Annotated in this window: 14 protein-coding genes, 2 tRNA genes and 3 rRNA genes; 5 read left to right on the top strand and 14 right to left on the bottom strand. The window is 43.0% G+C overall.

From position 1 onward, the window contains the following. Positions 1–12 precede the first annotated feature (12 nt). The 6 genes from MTP24_RS00190 to MTP24_RS00165 all read right to left on the bottom strand — a co-directional run bounded on the left by MTP24_RS00190 (position 13) and on the right by MTP24_RS00165 (position 6,697). A complete protein-coding gene (locus tag MTP24_RS00190; protein WP_243532184.1) occupies positions 13–945 on the bottom strand; it encodes a CHAD domain-containing protein in 933 nt (310 codons plus the stop codon). A gap of 491 nt (positions 946–1,436) precedes the next feature. Next, positions 1,437–1,551: ribosomal RNA gene (gene rrf / locus MTP24_RS00185) — 5S ribosomal RNA — on the bottom strand. Positions 1,552–1,696: 145 nt separating this feature from the next. Continuing rightward, positions 1,697–4,583, bottom strand: a 23S ribosomal RNA gene (locus MTP24_RS00180). 306 nt (positions 4,584–4,889) lie between these two features. Next, positions 4,890–4,965: transfer RNA gene (locus MTP24_RS00175), tRNA-Ala, on the bottom strand. A 44-nt stretch (positions 4,966–5,009) separates the two neighbouring features. After that, a tRNA-Ile gene (locus MTP24_RS00170) sits at positions 5,010–5,086 on the bottom strand. A 75-nt stretch (positions 5,087–5,161) separates the two neighbouring features. Then, positions 5,162–6,697 (bottom strand): 16S ribosomal RNA (locus MTP24_RS00165). The 16S, 23S and 5S rRNA genes sit together here with 2 tRNA genes alongside, the layout of an rRNA operon. A 593-nt stretch (positions 6,698–7,290) precedes the next feature. On the opposite strand from MTP24_RS00165, the gene MTP24_RS00160 reads away from it, so the two are divergent. Continuing rightward, positions 7,291–7,827, top strand: coding sequence for a gamma carbonic anhydrase family protein (locus tag MTP24_RS00160; RefSeq protein WP_006794012.1), 537 nt, complete (start codon positions 7,291–7,293; stop codon positions 7,825–7,827). On the opposite strand, the gene MTP24_RS00155 is transcribed toward MTP24_RS00160, so the two are convergent. After that, positions 7,810–8,070, bottom strand: a complete 261-nt coding sequence (locus tag MTP24_RS00155) for a DUF1488 domain-containing protein (RefSeq protein WP_243532182.1) — start codon at positions 8,068–8,070, stop codon at positions 7,810–7,812. The two genes, MTP24_RS00160 and MTP24_RS00155, sit on opposite strands and share 18 nt — an antisense overlap. Then, a complete protein-coding gene (gene aroE, locus MTP24_RS00150; protein WP_243532180.1) occupies positions 8,067–8,891 on the bottom strand; it encodes a shikimate dehydrogenase in 825 nt (274 codons plus the stop codon). The genes MTP24_RS00155 and aroE overlap by 4 nt, the downstream gene beginning before the upstream one ends. A gap of 53 nt (positions 8,892–8,944) precedes the next feature. Between aroE and MTP24_RS00145 the strand changes: the two genes are divergently transcribed. Continuing rightward, a complete protein-coding gene (locus MTP24_RS00145) occupies positions 8,945–9,382 on the top strand; it encodes a group II truncated hemoglobin (protein ID WP_243532178.1) in 438 nt (145 codons plus the stop codon). A gap of 42 nt (positions 9,383–9,424) precedes the next feature. Here the strand turns inward: MTP24_RS00145 and hemF are convergent, their stop codons facing one another. The 6 genes from hemF to MTP24_RS00115 all read right to left on the bottom strand — a co-directional run bounded on the left by hemF (position 9,425) and on the right by MTP24_RS00115 (position 14,372). Then, entirely contained in the window at positions 9,425–10,375 is a 951-nt protein-coding gene (gene hemF, locus MTP24_RS00140) for an oxygen-dependent coproporphyrinogen oxidase (RefSeq protein WP_006794008.1), read from the bottom strand. A 1-nt stretch (position 10,376) separates the two neighbouring features. Beyond that, positions 10,377–10,940: an L-threonylcarbamoyladenylate synthase gene (locus tag MTP24_RS00135; RefSeq protein ID WP_243532176.1), complete on the bottom strand. Its 564-nt coding sequence runs from the start codon at positions 10,938–10,940 to the stop codon at positions 10,377–10,379. A gap of 24 nt (positions 10,941–10,964) precedes the next feature. Next, positions 10,965–11,534 carry a topoisomerase DNA-binding C4 zinc finger domain-containing protein gene (locus MTP24_RS00130; RefSeq protein ID WP_010558124.1) on the bottom strand — a complete coding sequence of 190 codons (570 nt, stop codon included), beginning with the start codon at positions 11,532–11,534 and terminating at the stop codon, positions 10,965–10,967. A 118-nt stretch (positions 11,535–11,652) separates the two neighbouring features. Then, on the bottom strand, positions 11,653–12,126 hold the full coding sequence (locus MTP24_RS00125) for a DUF494 family protein (RefSeq protein WP_006794005.1): 474 nt from the start codon (positions 12,124–12,126) through the stop codon (positions 11,653–11,655). Between the two features lies 1 nt (position 12,127). Further along, the gene (gene dprA / locus MTP24_RS00120; protein ID WP_008130810.1) at positions 12,128–13,219 is read right to left on the bottom strand and encodes a DNA-processing protein DprA; all 1,092 of its coding nucleotides are present in this window, start codon (positions 13,217–13,219) and stop codon (positions 12,128–12,130) included. A gap of 31 nt (positions 13,220–13,250) precedes the next feature. After that, positions 13,251–14,372, bottom strand: a complete 1,122-nt coding sequence (locus MTP24_RS00115; RefSeq protein ID WP_006794003.1) for a LysM domain-containing protein — start codon at positions 14,370–14,372, stop codon at positions 13,251–13,253. Between the two features lie 119 nt (positions 14,373–14,491). On the opposite strand from MTP24_RS00115, the gene def reads away from it, so the two are divergent. From def to rsmB, 3 genes are read left to right on the top strand one after another with little or no spacing between them, the layout of a single operon-like run. Further along, complete coding sequence (gene def / locus MTP24_RS00110; RefSeq protein ID WP_006794002.1) at positions 14,492–14,998, top strand: peptide deformylase; 507 nt, start codon at positions 14,492–14,494, stop codon at positions 14,996–14,998. A gap of 21 nt (positions 14,999–15,019) precedes the next feature. Then, the gene (fmt, locus tag MTP24_RS00105; RefSeq protein WP_243532174.1) at positions 15,020–15,973 is read left to right on the top strand and encodes a methionyl-tRNA formyltransferase; all 954 of its coding nucleotides are present in this window, start codon (positions 15,020–15,022) and stop codon (positions 15,971–15,973) included. Then, a complete protein-coding gene (gene rsmB / locus MTP24_RS00100) occupies positions 15,966–17,261 on the top strand; it encodes a 16S rRNA (cytosine(967)-C(5))-methyltransferase RsmB (RefSeq protein ID WP_010558121.1) in 1,296 nt (431 codons plus the stop codon). The genes fmt and rsmB overlap by 8 nt, the downstream gene beginning before the upstream one ends. Positions 17,262–17,341 lie beyond the last annotated feature (80 nt).

Below are 17,341 nucleotides of genomic sequence, written 5' to 3'. Positions count from 1 at the left end.
CAACTTTATTCTTTACTTACCACGACTCACGCCACGAGAGGTTCTGCTTCCACTGTCACGAACTGAACCAGAGCTATTGCTATAGCTACTTGAACGTGAGTAACTGCTGCGACTCTTAGGCGGTGTATAGCTACTTCGACTTAACCCTGATGCACCAGTCTTTTTACTCGCATACGGGCTTGTGAACTGCTTACCTTGGCGTTGATATGTTTGACGTGTACGAGTCTCTAGCGCGCTTTGTGTTTTAATTTGTTTAGGGCTTGAGTAGCGATAACGACCATAGTCGTTGTAATAGCTGTACTTACGGCGTTTACTCCAGCTTCCGTATTCAACCCTGTCAAATACATCCCCTAAAATACGGTGCATGCCGTACCATTGCCAAAAGCTGATGCCACTGCTATTTGTTTGCCAGTTACCATAGTTGGGATTACCCACCATCTGGTTACCTACCCCTTCACCCTCGGCTTGTTGGCTAATAGCACCAACGCGAGCTAGCGATCCTTTTGACATATCAGCAAGCATATTGATTGGATCAGTTAAAGCGTCAGAGAACAGTGAAGGTTTTGCAGCTTCACGTAAAAGATCGATGCTGTGCAACGTATCTTCGTAAGGGGGGATTAAGTAAGTACTTTTAGTCTCTTTAAGTCGCTGTAATAAACCACTATAAAGTGCACCTTGGCGCGAAGCATCTAAAGTAATTACATCAACAACATTTGAAAGCTCTGGCTGTTGTTTTTTTAAAAGCGCACCATACTCTTTAAGTAATACAGCATTGCGTATACTGCCATTATCTAGCGCACTACCTAGCTGTGATAGCTCAGCATCCGCTTTCTTTATAGACTCTTGAATTGTTTGTTGTAGTTGCTCTTCTTTAGATTGACAACCCATAAGCACTGTAAACAAACAAAACAGGCTTATAAGTTTCCAAACTTTACTATTCGACATTCATGTCACCTGATTTACTAAATTAACACAGCTAGTCTTACACAGGTCACTTAGTAAGCCAAGAATGAAATTGCAACAAAATAAGAAGAGATGTAAAGAATAAAGTAGATCACAAAACTCAGTAGTCAAAGGTAAAAAGTTTATGATCTAGACACGGGATAGAATTGACTTAACCTTACGTTGGTTGGCATTTTTGATGGAGATGATATTAGTTTAGTTCTTTATTTTATCCAAGAAAGTAAAAAACTGTCACACTGCTGTAACAGGTCTCTATTATTTGAGCCTGTTAATGTCATGGTGCCCTCAGCGGTAGAGAGTCACAGTGAAATGTTACCTACCATAAGTCATTGTATTAAATAGTCAAAACACTCTTTACAAAGAGGCGCTTTGCTCAACAGACGCTACGCTTTAGAGAAGGGAATACTGAAGATTGCTTTCCTGCAGACGTAAAAAAGCCGCTTCATTTCTGAAGCGGCTTTCTACAATTTGAAGCCTGGTAATGTCCTACTTTCACATAGCAAATGCTACACTATCATCGGCGCTGTTTCGTTTCACTACTGAGTTCGGCATGGAGTCAGGTGGGTCCAAAACGCTATTGTCACCAAGCAAATTTGGGCGTTAATTCGTATTTCTACGCACTAACTGAATTTGGAAAATATCTGATAATATTTTTTAAGTCTTTCTGTCAGTAATATCTACTTTAGTTATTAACTTCTGTCTTAACTGTCACACAAAACGCGTTTGGCGTTGTATGGTTAAGCCTCACGGGTAATTAGTACAAGTTAGCTTAATGGCTCACACCACTTCCACATCTTGCCTATCAACGTTGTAGTCTTCAACGGCCCTTCAGAGACTTTAAAAGTCTAGTGAGAACTCATCTCGAGGCCTGCTTCGCGCTTAGATGCTTTCAGCGCTTATCAGTTCCGAACGTAGCTACCGGGCAATGCCATTGGCATGACAACCCGAACACCAGCGGTTCGTTCACTCCGGTCCTCTCGTACTAGGAGCAACCCCTCTCAATTCTCAAACGCCCACGGCAGATAGGGACCGAACTGTCTCACGACGTTCTAAACCCAGCTCGCGTACCACTTTAAATGGCGAACAGCCATACCCTTGGGACCGACTTCAGCCCCAGGATGTGATGAGCCGACATCGAGGTGCCAAACACCGCCGTCGATATGAACTCTTGGGCGGTATCAGCCTGTTATCCCCGGAGTACCTTTTATCCGTTGAGCGATGGCCCTTCCATTCAGAACCACCGGATCACTATGACCTACTTTCGTACCTGCTCGACGTGTCTGTCTCGCAGTTAAGCTGGCTTCTACCATTACACTAACCGTACGATGTCCGACCGTACTTAGCCAACCTTCGTGCTCCTCCGTTACTCTTTGGGAGGAGACCGCCCCAGTCAAACTACCCACCAGGCACTGTCCGTAACCCCGATTCAGGGGCCAACGTTAGAACATCAAAACTACAAGGGTGGTATTTCAAGGACGACTCCAACAAGACTAGCGTCTCATCTTCAAAGTCTCCCACCTATCCTACACATGTAGGTTCAATGTTCAGTGCCAAGCTGTAGTAAAGGTTCACGGGGTCTTTCCGTCTAGCCGCGGGTACACAGCATCTTCACTGCGATTTCAATTTCACTGAGTCTCGGGTGGAGACAGCGTGGCCATGGTTACACCATTCGTGCAGGTCGGAACTTACCCGACAAGGAATTTCGCTACCTTAGGACCGTTATAGTTACGGCCGCCGTTTACCGGGGCTTCGATCAAGAGCTTCTCCGAAGATAACCCCATCAATTAACCTTCCGGCACCGGGCAGGTGTCACACCGTATACGTCATCTTGCGATTTTGCACAGTGCTGTGTTTTTAATAAACAGTCCCAGCCACCTGGTCACTGCGGCTCCCGTCCGCTTAGAGAGCAAGTCTCATCACAGATAGGAGCGTACCTTCTCCCGAAGTTACGGTACGATTTTGCCTAGTTCCTTCACCCGAGTTCTCTCAAGCGCCTTAGTATTCTCTACCTGACCACCTGTGTCGGTTTGGGGTACGATTCGGTATAATCTGAAGCTTAGAGGCTTTTCCTGGAAGTATGGCATCAGCAACTTCATCACCGTAGTGACTCGTCTCGTGTCTCAGGTTTAATGTTCGTCCGGATTTACCTAAACAAACGCCCTACTCACTTTCACATGGACAACCATCGCCATGCTTGCTTAGCCTTCTCCGTCCCCCCATCGCAATTATACCAAGTACGGAAATATTAATCCGTTTCCCATCGACTACGCCTTTCGGCCTCGCCTTAGGGGTCGACTTACCCTACCCTGATTAACATGGGATAGGAACCCTTGGTCTTCCGGCGTGCGGGTTTTTCACCCGCATTATCGTTACTCATGTCAGCATTCGCACTTCTGATACGTCCAGCATACCTCCCGGTACACCTTCAACCGCTTACAGAACGCTCCCCTACCACTCATACAAAGTATGAATCCGCAGCTTCGGTGCATAGTTTAGCCCCGTTACATCTTCCGCGCAGACCGACTCGACCAGTGAGCTATTACGCTTTCTTTAAAGGATGGCTGCTTCTAAGCCAACCTCCTGGCTGTCTGGGCCTTTCCACATCGTTTCCCACTTAACTATGACTTTGGGACCTTAGCTGGCGGTCTGGGTTGTTTCCCTCTTCACGACGGACGTTAGCACCCGCCGTGTGTCTCCCGGATATTACTTTACGGTATTCGGAGTTTGCAAAGGGTTGGTAAGTCGGGATGACCCCCTAGCCTTAACAGTGCTCTACCCCCGTAAGTATTCGTCCGAGGCTCTACCTAAATAGATTTCGGGGAGAACCAGCTATCTCCCGGTTTGATTAGCCTTTCACTCCTAGCCACAGGTCATCCCCTAACTTTTCAACGTTAGTGGGTTCGGTCCTCCAGTTGATGTTACTCAACCTTCAACCTGCCCATGGCTAGATCACCGGGTTTCGGGTCTATACCTTGCAACTATTCGCCCAGTTAAGACTCGGTTTCCCTACGGCTACCCTAATCGGTTAACCTCGCTACAAAATATAAGTCGCTGACCCATTATACAAAAGGTACGCAGTCACAGAACAAGTCTGCTCCTACTGCTTGTACGTACACGGTTTCAGGTTCTATTTCACTCCCCTCACAGGGGTTCTTTTCGCCTTTCCCTCACGGTACTGGTTCACTATCGGTCAGTTGGGAGTATTTAGCCTTAGATGATGGTCCACCTATATTCAGTCAAAGTTTCACGTGCTCCGACCTACTCGATTTCACTTAAAATGTCTTTTCATGTACGGGACTATCACCCTGTATCGTGGCACTTTCCAGAGCCTTCCATTAACACATAATAAGCTTAAGGGCTGTTCCGATTTCGCTCGCCGCTACTTTCGGAATCTCGGTTGATTTCTTTTCCTACGGGTACTTAGATGTTTCAGTTCTCCGCGTTCGCCTCGTTAACCTATGTATTCAGTTAACGATACCTGCAAGCAGGTGGGTTTCCCCATTCGGAAATCCTAGTCTCAAGTGCTTTTTACTAGCTTGACTAGGCTTATCGCAAGTTAATACGTCCTTCATCGCCTCCAACTGCCAAGGCATCCACCGTGTACGCTTAGTCACTTAACCATACAACCCAAACGGGTCTTTGTTTTGTGACAGTTTAACTTCGCCAGAAGTTAATATTGAATACTAAAGTAGATACCAATCAATCGACTCAAAGAGTGATTAAATGGCACTGAATGATACTGCTATCATTCTTTTTTACTTTTGAAAACTCTGTACAAATAACATTGTTATTCATACGAATTTTATTATCAGCTTTTCCAAATTTTTAAAGAGCAAGAGATACAAAAACCTCTCAAAATTAAACACACTCTATTCTCAGGCGATTTAGCTGCCCGATAAAGAATATTTATTTTTAAGAAGTAAAAGTGGTGGAGCTAAGCAGGATCGAACTGCTGACCTCCTGCGTGCAAGGCAGGCGCTCTCCCAGCTGAGCTATAGCCCCACATATGCTGGTCTTATTGTTTAGTTACCGACTTCGCGAAGAAGTGGTGGGTCTGAGTAGATTTGAACTACCGACCTCACCCTTATCAGGGGTGCGCTCTAACCAGCTGAGCTACAGACCCAAACAATAAGTGTTGTTCTCTTTACAATAACAATCATCTGTGTGGACACTACGAACAAATAAGTTCTAAATCGTATAAGGAGGTGATCCAGCCCCAGGTTCCCCTAGGGCTACCTTGTTACGACTTCACCCCAGTCATGAATCACTCCGTGGTAAACGTCCTCCCGAGGGTTAGACTATCTACTTCTGGAGCAACCCACTCCCATGGTGTGACGGGCGGTGTGTACAAGGCCCGGGAACGTATTCACCGCGTCATTCTGATACGCGATTACTAGCGATTCCGACTTCATGGAGTCGAGTTGCAGACTCCAATCCGGACTACGACGCACTTTAAGTGATTCGCTTACCTTCGCAGGTTCGCAGCACTCTGTATGCGCCATTGTAGCACGTGTGTAGCCCTACACGTAAGGGCCATGATGACTTGACGTCGTCCCCACCTTCCTCCGGTTTATCACCGGCAGTCTCCTTAGAGTTCTCAGCATTACCTGCTAGCAACTAAGGATAGGGGTTGCGCTCGTTGCGGGACTTAACCCAACATCTCACAACACGAGCTGACGACAGCCATGCAGCACCTGTATCAGAGTTCCCGAAGGCACCAATCTATCTCTAGAAAGTTCTCTGTATGTCAAGTGTAGGTAAGGTTCTTCGCGTTGCATCGAATTAAACCACATGCTCCACCGCTTGTGCGGGCCCCCGTCAATTCATTTGAGTTTTAACCTTGCGGCCGTACTCCCCAGGCGGTCTACTTAATGCGTTAGCTTTGAAAAACAGAACCGAGGTTCCGAGCTTCTAGTAGACATCGTTTACGGCGTGGACTACCGGGGTATCTAATCCCGTTTGCTCCCCACGCTTTCGTACATGAGCGTCAGTGTTGACCCAGGTGGCTGCCTTCGCCATCGGTATTCCTTCAGATCTCTACGCATTTCACCGCTACACCTGAAATTCTACCACCCTCTATCACACTCTAGTTTGCCAGTTCGAAATGCAGTTCCCAGGTTGAGCCCGGGGCTTTCACATCTCGCTTAACAAACCGCCTGCGTACGCTTTACGCCCAGTAATTCCGATTAACGCTCGCACCCTCCGTATTACCGCGGCTGCTGGCACGGAGTTAGCCGGTGCTTCTTCTGTCAGTAACGTCACAGATATGAGGTATTAACTCACACCCTTTCCTCCTGACTGAAAGTGCTTTACAACCCGAAGGCCTTCTTCACACACGCGGCATGGCTGCATCAGGCTTTCGCCCATTGTGCAATATTCCCCACTGCTGCCTCCCGTAGGAGTCTGGACCGTGTCTCAGTTCCAGTGTGGCTGATCATCCTCTCAAACCAGCTAGGGATCGTTGCCTTGGTGAGCCATTACCTCACCAACTAGCTAATCCCACTTGGGCCAATCTAAAGGCGAGAGCCGAAGCCCCCTTTGGTCCGTAGACATTATGCGGTATTAGCAGTCGTTTCCAACTGTTGTCCCCCACCTCAAGGCATGTTCCCAAGCATTACTCACCCGTCCGCCGCTCGTCAGCAAAGTAGCAAGCTACTTTCTGTTACCGCTCGACTTGCATGTGTTAGGCCTGCCGCCAGCGTTCAATCTGAGCCATGATCAAACTCTTCAATTAAAAAGTTTTGTGTCTTTCGACAGCTCAATGAATTCTGAATTTATTTAATATCTTTCGATATTGAATTGACTGTGCTGCAATTCTTTCCTTAAGTAAAACCTAAGTAAGTTATTGCTGTTGGTCACTCAGTTTCAATTGAGACTCTAATTTGTTTGCCTCACTACCTTAGTAGCTTGGCTGTTAGAACTCAATCTGTACGAGTGCCCACACAGATGATTGCTTTATATTGTTAAAGAACGTTGCGACGTTGTCGCTAGGGATGCGTATAATACATCCTTTATTTTTCGAGTCAACACTTTGTTTTAAACTTTCTTACGACAATTTAAAACCGAAGTTTTACTTAACTCTCTGATTAACTCTTGCCTCGCTATGCGTTGGCGCCTGCCGTCTCAGTGGGGTCGCATTATAGGGAGAACAGATTTTTACGCAAGTACTTTTTCAAAGAAAAACTAAAATAAAACACTGTTCGGTCAGTATATGAGCGAAAGCCCTTAAAACTGATAGTTTTATAAACAATATAGGCTTTACTGGCACTGAAATAAGCACTACTGCTACACTAATACACTTAATATGTTTAATTTAAAGGTGCATATATGGCAATACGTTCTTATAAAGGAATTACCCCTGCGTTTAACAAGTCTGTTTATATAGACGAGTCGTCTGTATTAGTCGGTGATATTACTATAGGCGATGATAGCAGTGTATGGCCTTTAGTTGCTGCTCGCGGCGATGTTAACCATATTCGTATTGGTGAGCGCTCTAATATTCAAGATGGCAGTGTATTACATTTATCGCGTGCAACTAAAAGCAATCCAGATGGTTACCCTCTTATAATAGGCGACGATGTAACGGTTGGTCACAAAGTTATGCTACATGGGTGCGTGCTTGGTAACCGTATACTCGTGGGTATGGGTGCGATTGTCATGGATAATGTAATTGTAGAAGATGATGTTATTATTGGTGGGGGCTCGTTGGTACCACCAAATAAGCGCTTGGAATCAGGCTATTTGTATGTAGGAAGTCCAGCAAAGCAAGCCCGTCCATTGACTGAGCAGGAGCTCGCTTTTTTAAAAATATCGGCAGATAACTATGTCCAATTAAAAGATGAATATCTAGCTGAAGCTAACTAATTCCACTTCAATTTGACCTGCCGAGTTATAACTTTCTTCTTCTATTAGTTGCTCGGCACGTTCTTCGTATTCAAAACGGTATTTTTCAAAATAATCTGTTGCGTGACTTTCATCCGTGAGTTTAAGTGTACTTATCGCAATAACACACTCCACCAGCACGCCACTCACTTGAGCAAAAAACACTAACTGGTGATGAGGCTCTCTAAACTCGAGTCTATCTATAAATTGTACAGCTTGGTTCATTTTAGTGAGCCTTTTTTAAGTGCTTTAACCACGGGGAGAATTTCTGGCATTTTGTTATGCCAAACATAATAAGCTTGTGCTGCCTGCCCTACCAACATACCACTGCCATCTAAAAGCTTAGTATTGTTATTATGCTCTGCAACCCAGTTCATAAAAATAGTGTTTGTCAGTGAATAAAACATATCGTATGCAACATCACAGCATGTTAAGTGCTTTTTACCTAAGGCTGGTAATTCGTTATTCATACTACTAGACGTTGAGTTTACAATTAGTGAGTAATCGCTTACTGGTAAATCATCGAACCCATAGCCTGAAACTTTTCCGTATTCAGCAAATAGCAGAGCTAAGTCTTTTGCTTTTTGAGCGGTACGATTAACAATAATAATTTCTGCGGGTTTTTGTTCAAGCAATGGTAATATTACCCCCCTTGCAGCACCACCAGCACCAATTATTAAAATACGCTTATTTGTAATCACAACTTTGTTAGCAAGGAGGTCATTTACAAAACCAACACCGTCGGTGTTATCTCCTAATAATGTTCCATCGTTTCTTTTTTTAAGTGTATTAACTGCACCGACTATTTTAGCAAGCGGTGTAAGTTCATCAGCCATTGCAAACGCCTGCTCTTTAAATGGCATGGTAACGTTCGCACCTTTTCCACCTTGCTCAAAAAATGTCGATACTGTTTTTTCAAAGCTGTCGATAGGTGCTAATATTGCGCGATAGTCGATTTGCTCACCTAGCGAGATAGCAAATTGTTTATGTATCGCGGGGGATTTTGAATGTTTAATTGGATTTCCAAAAACCGCATATTTGTCCATTTTAAAACAACCTCTTTGCAGCTAAGTGCTGCCTATAATCGATGATAAATAATATGATTAAACGACTTTTTTCTAAATCTAAGCCTAAGAAAGTAGATCAAACACCTACACCTGAAAAAACGCCTTACGAAATCATTGGCGGAGAGAAAGGTGCACGCGCTATTTCTGAACGATTCTACGACATTATGGCCTCAGATGAATACGCTAAACCGTTATATGATATGCATCCTCAACCATTAGATAGAATTCGCCAAGTCTTTTTCGAGTTTTTATCTGGTTGGTTAGGTGGGCCTTCACTATTTGAGCAAAATCATGGGCAGCCCATGTTACGTAAACGCCATATGCCATTTTTAATTGACCAGAGCTTACGGGATCAATGGATGTATTGTATGAACAAAACTCTTGATATTGAAATTGACAACCCACTACTTCGAGAAGGGCTTAAAAATTCATTTGCTCAGCTAGCAAGCCACATGATTAACCAACATTAATCATAAACAATAAAAAAGACGCTTTTGCGTCTTTTATATTGTTTATATTTGCCACTCTCGGGCTATTAGCTCTTCTGGTTTACTTGAAAGCCAAGCTTGTGGTCGCAAGTAATACTGATATAAGTTTGCCTCAAGGCTGTTTTCAGCTGGTGTAAAGTTATACTCCCAGCGCGCTAGTGGTGGCATCGACATTAAAATAGACTCTGTTCGCCCGCCACTTTGCAATCCAAATAATGTGCCTCTATCCCACACTAAGTTAAACTCAACGTAACGACCACGGCGGTAGAGCTGAAAGTCACGTTGCTGTTCAGTGTACTCATCGTTTTTGCGACGTTCAATAATCGGAATATAGGCATCTAAAAAGCCATTGCCGACTGACTGCATAAATGCAAAGCTTTGCTCAAAGCCTAGTTCATTTAAATCATCGAAAAATAAACCACCCACCCCACGTGTTTCATCACGATGTTTAAGGTAAAAGTACTCATCGCACCATGTTTTGTATTTTGAATAAACATCACTACCAAACGGCACACATATATCGTGTGCAACTTGATGCCAATGCTGTACGTCTTCAAATACCGGGTAAAAAGGGGTTAAATCAAAACCTCCACCAAACCACCATATTGGCTCTTCGCCCTCTTTTTCGGCTATAAAAAAGCGTACGTTGGCATGACTTGTTGGTACGTGCGGGTTTTTGGGATGAATAACAAGTGAAACCCCACAAGCATGAAAACTACGCCCTGCAAGCTCTGGCCTATGGGCGGTTGCAGAACCTGGCATGGATGCGCCAAATACATGAGAGTAATTTACGCCCCCCTGCTCAATTACGTTACCATCAGTAGTTACTCGAGTACGGCCACCACCGCCTTCAGCTCTTTGCCAGCTATCTTCGACAAATTTAGCACTGCCATCTGCAGCTTCTAGCCCTTGGCAAATGGTATCTTGCAAAGCCATAAAGTAGGCTTTTACTTGTTCTAATAATTCGCTTTGCATATTACCCTCTAAATACTTTACCGGTCATGGCATCTTTTATTGTGCTGGGTTGTGTGTTTCCACCTAACGGCTCATCAACATAAAAGCCAACTTGATCAGCAAATTGCTCCTTTGCTTGCTCAATGCTTATTACTGTTTCTTGGCCTGTTAAATTTGCACTGGTTGATACCAGTGGCTTTCCAAACTCTTGGCATAAGCGCTTAACTGTTGGGTGATTTGTTACCCTAACCGCAATAGTATCAAACTGCCCTGTTAACCATTTTGGTGTGCTTTTTGCCGCTGGCATAACCCACGTAATAGCAGCAGGCCAACTAGAAAATATGTCTGCACGTTTGTCCATAGGTACTTTAGCATCATCAACATACTTTAATAATTGCCCATAATTATCAGCAATTAAAATAAGGCCTTTTTCAACTGGTCGTTGCTTAATTGCCAATAATTTTTCAACAGCATGCTGATTATCGGGATCACATCCTAAGCCGAACACAGCCTCTGTTGGATAAACAATAACTTCGCCTTCATTTAAACATGTAAGTGCTGAAGGCATATTTGAAAGTTCTGACAAGGTGGTCTCCAAAAATGTTAAACGTTATTGAGTAAGCTTATGCATGCAACTTTTTTGCGGGCATTGCAGTAGTGTACCATTTGCCATGTGTCTTTCTATGACGATGGGCCAATCACATTTAGGGCATGGCTGCTCAACAGGTTTATTATTAAGCGTGTATTTACAGCTTGGGTAGCTGTCGCATGAGTAAAATACTTTCCCAAACTTATTACTGCGAGCAACTAAGTGGCCTTTTTTACATTTTGGGCATGCTGGTAACGTAGCCTCTTGTTCCTTTTGCTCGTTGTCGTTTGCAATATAATGGCAATCAGGGTACCCCGTACAACCAATAAACATACCGTAACGGCCATTTTTAACCACCAGCGGTTTGCTGCATTGAGGGCAAGAGGAATCTTCAAGTACTTTTATTTCGTTACTTTCGTGTTGTACTAATGGCCTAATAAAGTCACATTGAGGGTAACTTGCACACCCCAAAAAAGGGCCTGACTTACTGTTGCGGATCACTAACTCTGAACCACACTGTGGGCATACTTCGTATTCTTTTTCTAAGGCGTGCTTATTCGCCGAGAAAAGCGAATGGTCGATTTTACTCATAGTGTTCCTAAGAGGTAAGTGAATTTTCGCCTAATATACCCAAACCACTTAAAGATACAAGCTATGCTATGCGCTTCATCTCGAGTAATTTGGGTTATATAAATAAATTCATAAGGTATTAATGCAATAACTCGGTGGGCTCATCAAAAATTAAGTCTTCCATTTGCTCATATGCTTCTTCAGAGCCGGGGACATTAAATAACACCATAAGTACTATCCACTTTAAATCATCTAAGCTAATCGCTGGCTTATCAAGTGCTGCAAGCTTATCCATAACCATTTCACGGGTAATGCTATTAATAACTCCAATTTGCTCAACAAACATTAAAAAGCCACGACACTCAACGTTTAACATATTGCATTCGCTTTCTGTAAATATACGAATAGCGCGCCCTGGGTTAGCGATTAAATAAGGAGATTCATCGCTGTGTTGTAAATCGGCTAACTGTTCTAGCCAATTTAAGGCTTTAAATATTTCTGGTTTATTAAAGCCTGCACGAACTAACTCGTCGGTTAATTCATTTTGCTCAGCAAAAATGTCAGCTTCGCTATGAATGTAATTTTCAAATAGATACATAAGAATATCGAACATGCTACCTTCCTACGCTAAGCCTAATATAACCATCTAAAATGCGTTCAATTTGATCGTCTAACTCTAAATCAAGCAACCTTGCTAGTACTTTATCTATTGGCCATTGAACACGGCGTACAATATCGTCAACAGTTGTTACCTCAAACCCAATACTGTTTAAAACTTCACAATCACTACTTTGCTGAAGCGTTTCTTCTTTACTATATAGACCGCTTTGATAAGAAAAGCTCACTTCATCTAAAATATCTGTCACATTTTCAACAAGTTTAGCACCTTGCTTAATTAAAAAGTGGCTGGCTTGTGCAAGCGGGTTTTTAATAGAGCCTGGTACTGCAAACACCTCTTTATTTTGTTCAAGCGCATAACGCACAGTAATTAATGAGCCGCTTTTAATTTCAGCTTCAACAATTAATACACCTAAAGATAAGCCCGAAATAATCCTATTTCGACGAGGAAAATTATGTGCGTTAGCGGCGGTTCCGGGTAAAAACTCACTAATTAATAAACCACTATTGAGTACTTGTTCTGTTAATAGTTTATGGCGTTTAGGGTAGTAAATATCAACACCCGTGCCTAATACCGCGATAGTTTTACCACTCCCTGCTAAAGCACCTTTATGTGCTGCGCCATCTATTCCTCTAGCCATGCCCGATGTCACAGTAATACCAGCCTTTGTTAATTCGTAGGCAAACTCGGAGGCTATTTCAAGCCCTGTTGGGGTGGCGTTACGGCTACCAACAATGGCTATTTGTGAGCTAGAAAGTAAAGACACATCACCCTTACAAAATAGTAATAAAGGTGCGCTAGCTATGTGTTTTAGTGAATCTGGGTAACGTGTATCAAAAAAACAAATAACTTCAATATTATGCTCTGCAACAAGCCGCTCATAATGCTGTACTTTTTGCCAATCTGTATTGAGTAAATTACTGGCCTGATTAGCCGTTAACCCTAACTCGTGTAATTTAGCGTGGGGTAAGTCAAACAATGACTCAAGTGGGTGGTGTTTAGATAGGGCTAATAAGGTTTTTGTGCCTAATCCCTTACACATATAAAAGGCAAGCCAGTGAGCTAACTTGCCTGATGACTGATCCATGCTCTCTCCTAGAGCACCGACTCGCTACTTCTTAATGAATAACTGCAATATCTCCAACGCGAATTGGGTGCTGGTTTTTTGTTATTAATGCATAACTTACTTTGTCATACACTTTGAATACAATTAACTCGCCTACTTTTTCTTTAGGCATTTTCCATGTTGTATTATCTTCGTCAGCTTTATTACTAAACAACTGACTTGCATCAGATAACAGTTTTTCAAATTTACTTGAATCCTCTGGGTAACGAGGACCACGAGGGCCATCAATAACCGTAGGTGACTCACGCTCTAAATCTAAAACATGACCTGGTTCAATATTTTGCTCGCTGCCTAAGTTTAGCACTACAACATCCATCGTGCTGAATTCTCTTACTTGGCGAGGAGACGCTATAACTTGCCCTTCTACTGGCTCTAGTGGGCGGTGAATATCAAAATAGGCTGGCAGCAACTGCCCCTCCATTGCTGGCATTAAAAAATCACCTTGTTTAATTTCTCGTTTTACTGACTCAACACGTAATGACGACGGCACACCATTACTTTCATCGCCACTTCTAAACGCTCGCGCCATGCCAACGTACGATGCACGCGTTGCTAATACTTCGCCTGTGTTTAAATCTCTGTAGGGTTCACCCTCGTTGTAAATCGCATAAGCACCATGTACTTTTAAGTCACCTTTAACGTATAAAATATGGCCTAATGTTTGTGTTTTTGTGTTTTCGTTAGCACCTAACACATACGGCATATTTTTTATATCGTCACTGTTAATCGCTTGCTCGTAACTTAAATAAGGTTTAATCATTTGCAAAGGTAAAGTGGTAATTGCATTCAACCCTTTTGGGGTAATACGTCCTTGAGGTGACAGCTTTCGGTACGCTTTATTAATAACTAAACGTGGATTTCCGTCAGCATCGTATATAAGTGCCAACGCATCACCCGGATAAATTAGGTGAGGGTTATCGATTTGCGGGTTCATTTGCCATAGTTCAGGCCACAACCATGGCTCATCTAAATAAATGCCAGATATATCCCACAACGTATCACCTTTTTTTACAACATACTGTTTTGGTGCATCTTTTTTTATTTTTAGCACATCAGCAATCGCCCCAAAAGAGGTGCTTAGTGCCAGTATGATTGCAACTAACGGAAATTTCATTGAGCTTCCTTGTATTGTTTTTTCATTATTATTGCCCAAAACCTGTTAAAGGTGAACGTGAATGGCTAAAATAAGAGCATACAATACCCTAAATTAAGCACAAGTGAAAAAGGTAACTAATGGCTAGGTTAGAAGTTTTAAGATTTCCAGATGAGCGTTTACGTACAATAGCAAAAGATGTTGCAGACGTTGACGACCAAGTTCGCCAAATTGTAAAAGACATGCTCGAAACCATGTACGACGAAAATGGCATTGGTTTAGCAGCAACACAAGTAAATATCCACCAGCGTATTGTGGTTATTGATGTCTCTGAAGAGCGTGACGAACCACTGGTATTAATTAACCCGCAAATCATTAAAAAAGATGGGTCAACGATTAGCGAAGAAGGCTGTTTGTCAGTGCCTAACTCGTACGCAAAAGTAGACCGAGCAGAAACAGTGACTGTGGCTGCACTAAACGAAAACGGTGAAGAATTTGTGTTAGACGCAGATGAGCTATTAGCTATTTGTATTCAACACGAACTAGACCACCTACAAGGCAAGCTATTTATTGATTACTTATCTCCATTAAAGCGCCAACGTATTCGTAAAAAGCTTGAAAAAGAAGCTAAGTTTGCAGCACAGTAATCAGTACCTTAGGAAAACTCAGTGATCCAACCATTACGCATAATATTTGCCGGTACGCCGGATTTTGCCGCACGCCATTTACAAGCGCTAATAAATAGCGAACATGAAATTGTGGGCGTATATAGTCAACCAGATCGCCCAGCAGGTCGTGGTAAAAAATTAAAAGCGAGCGAAGTTAAAGCGCTAGCACTTGAAAATGACTTGCCTGTTTTTCAGCCTCAGTCATTAAAAAATGATGAGGCACTTGCAGAGCTCACCGCTTTAAACGCCGACATAATGATTGTGGTGGCCTATGGCTTAATTTTACCCAAAGCTATTTTAAATGCGCCACGCTTAGGCTGCTTAAACGTGCATGGTTCTATACTACCTCGCTGGCGTGGTGCTGCGCCTATTCAACGTGCAATTTGGGCGGGTGACAAGGAAACGGGCGTAACCATAATGCAAATGGATGAAGGCTTAGATACCGGCGACATGCTGCATATTAGCCGCTGCCCTATTAGTGACACAGAAACCAGTGCCAGTTTATATGACAAATTAGCAGAGTTAGGCCCTAGTGCATTAATCAACACCGTTAATAAGCTAGCTAATGACGACATTACCCCTGAGCCTCAAAATGATGAGCTAGCTAACTACGCTAAAAAACTCTCTAAAGAAGAAGCAAATATAGATTGGTCTATGAGCGCCGTGCAAATAGAACGTAATATTCGCTCTTTTAATCCTTGGCCAGTGTGTTTTACCCAAATGGGCGAACAAACCCTAAAAATATACCAAGCGAAAGTAGTTGATCAATCAGGTAAGCCAGGCGAAATTTTAACAAGTGATAAAAACGGTGTTGTGGTTGCCTGTGGTGAACACGCTTTAAGCATTACTCAGTTACAACCGCAAGGTAAAAAACCAATGGCAATTAGCGACTTTTTAAATGGTCGCAGTGACTGGGTTAGCCCTGGCACACTATTAGGCGAAAATAATGAATAAAGTACAAAACGTACGAGCGCTAGCCGCTGAGACTTTATATAACGTGGTTGATAAAGGCGCTTCGCTTAATCAAGAACTACCATTTGCAAGCCAAGGTTTACCACCAAAAGACAAAGCACTGTTACAGCAAATTTGTTATGGCGTATTACGCTACTTACCTAGCCTTGAAAACTACTGCCAACATTTAGTAGAAAGCCCATTAAAAGGTAAACGCAGAATTTTTCAGTTTTTACTCTACGTAGGTATTTATCAATTGCAGCACATGCGCGTTCCACCGCATGCAGCAATAAGCGAGACCGTAAATGCACTGGGTCAAATGCGTGCACTAGGATTAAAAGGGTTAATAAATGCTATTTTACGTAGCTTTCAACGCCAGCAAGCAGAGCTTGAAGAAAAAGCAAAGCTTATTCCAGTGTGTTTATACAACCACCCCAATTGGTTTATTAAACAGGTAAAAGAAGCCTACCCAGAAAACTGGGAAGCCATACTTGAAGAAAACCAGCAACAAGCGCCAATGTGGTTACGTGTAAATCAATCACAATTTAGCACGCAAGAATACAGCGATATGCTAACGGCTAACGATATAGAACATACATTAAACCCAAACTTTATAGATGGGATTAAACTAGCCAAGCCGCGTGATGTTTTTTCACTTCCTGAGTTTGATACGGGTGCTTGTTCAGTGCAAGATGCAGCAGCGCAATTAGCTGCTCGCTTTTTAGAGCCAAAAGATGATGACGTTATTTTAGATGCCTGTGCAGCACCCGGCGGTAAAACATGCCATATATTAGAGCTTGCCGACGCCGACGTACTTGCACTTGATAGCGATGCCACTCGCCTTGAACGCGTAAAGCAAAACTTAACCCGTATAGGTTTAGGTGCCGACCTACAATGTGGTGATGCATCGCAACCGCACACATGGTGGGACGATGAACAGTTCGATCGTATTTTATTAGACGTGCCTTGTTCAGCAACCGGCGTTATTCGTCGCCACCCTGATATAAAATGGCTACGCCGTGCATCCGACATTGAAGACTTAGCCGCACTACAAGGCGATATACTCAATAGCATTTGGCCTCTACTCAAGCCTGGTGGTACATTGGTATATGCAACATGTTCGGTTCTTCCAAAAGAAAACCAACAACAAGTTGCTAAATTTTTAGCTAATAACGATGACGTAGAGCATATTCCTCTTCATGATAAAGACACCCTCACCACACCGGGTTTGCAGCTACTTCCGGGTGAAAGTGATGGTTTTTATTACGCTAAAATGGTTAAAAAAGCCTAGTTAAACAAGGCTTAATAACGCGTACAACAAGCCATTTTTAAATTTAAAAATGGCTTTTTATTACTACTTAATACACTGGT

This window comes from Pseudoalteromonas sp. APM04, from assembly GCF_022809815.1.
Classification (GTDB): Bacteria; Pseudomonadota; Gammaproteobacteria; order Enterobacterales; family Alteromonadaceae; genus Pseudoalteromonas; species Pseudoalteromonas marina.
The sequence above is the reverse complement of the archived record's forward strand: the minus strand, read 5'-3'. Positions and strand labels throughout refer to the sequence as shown.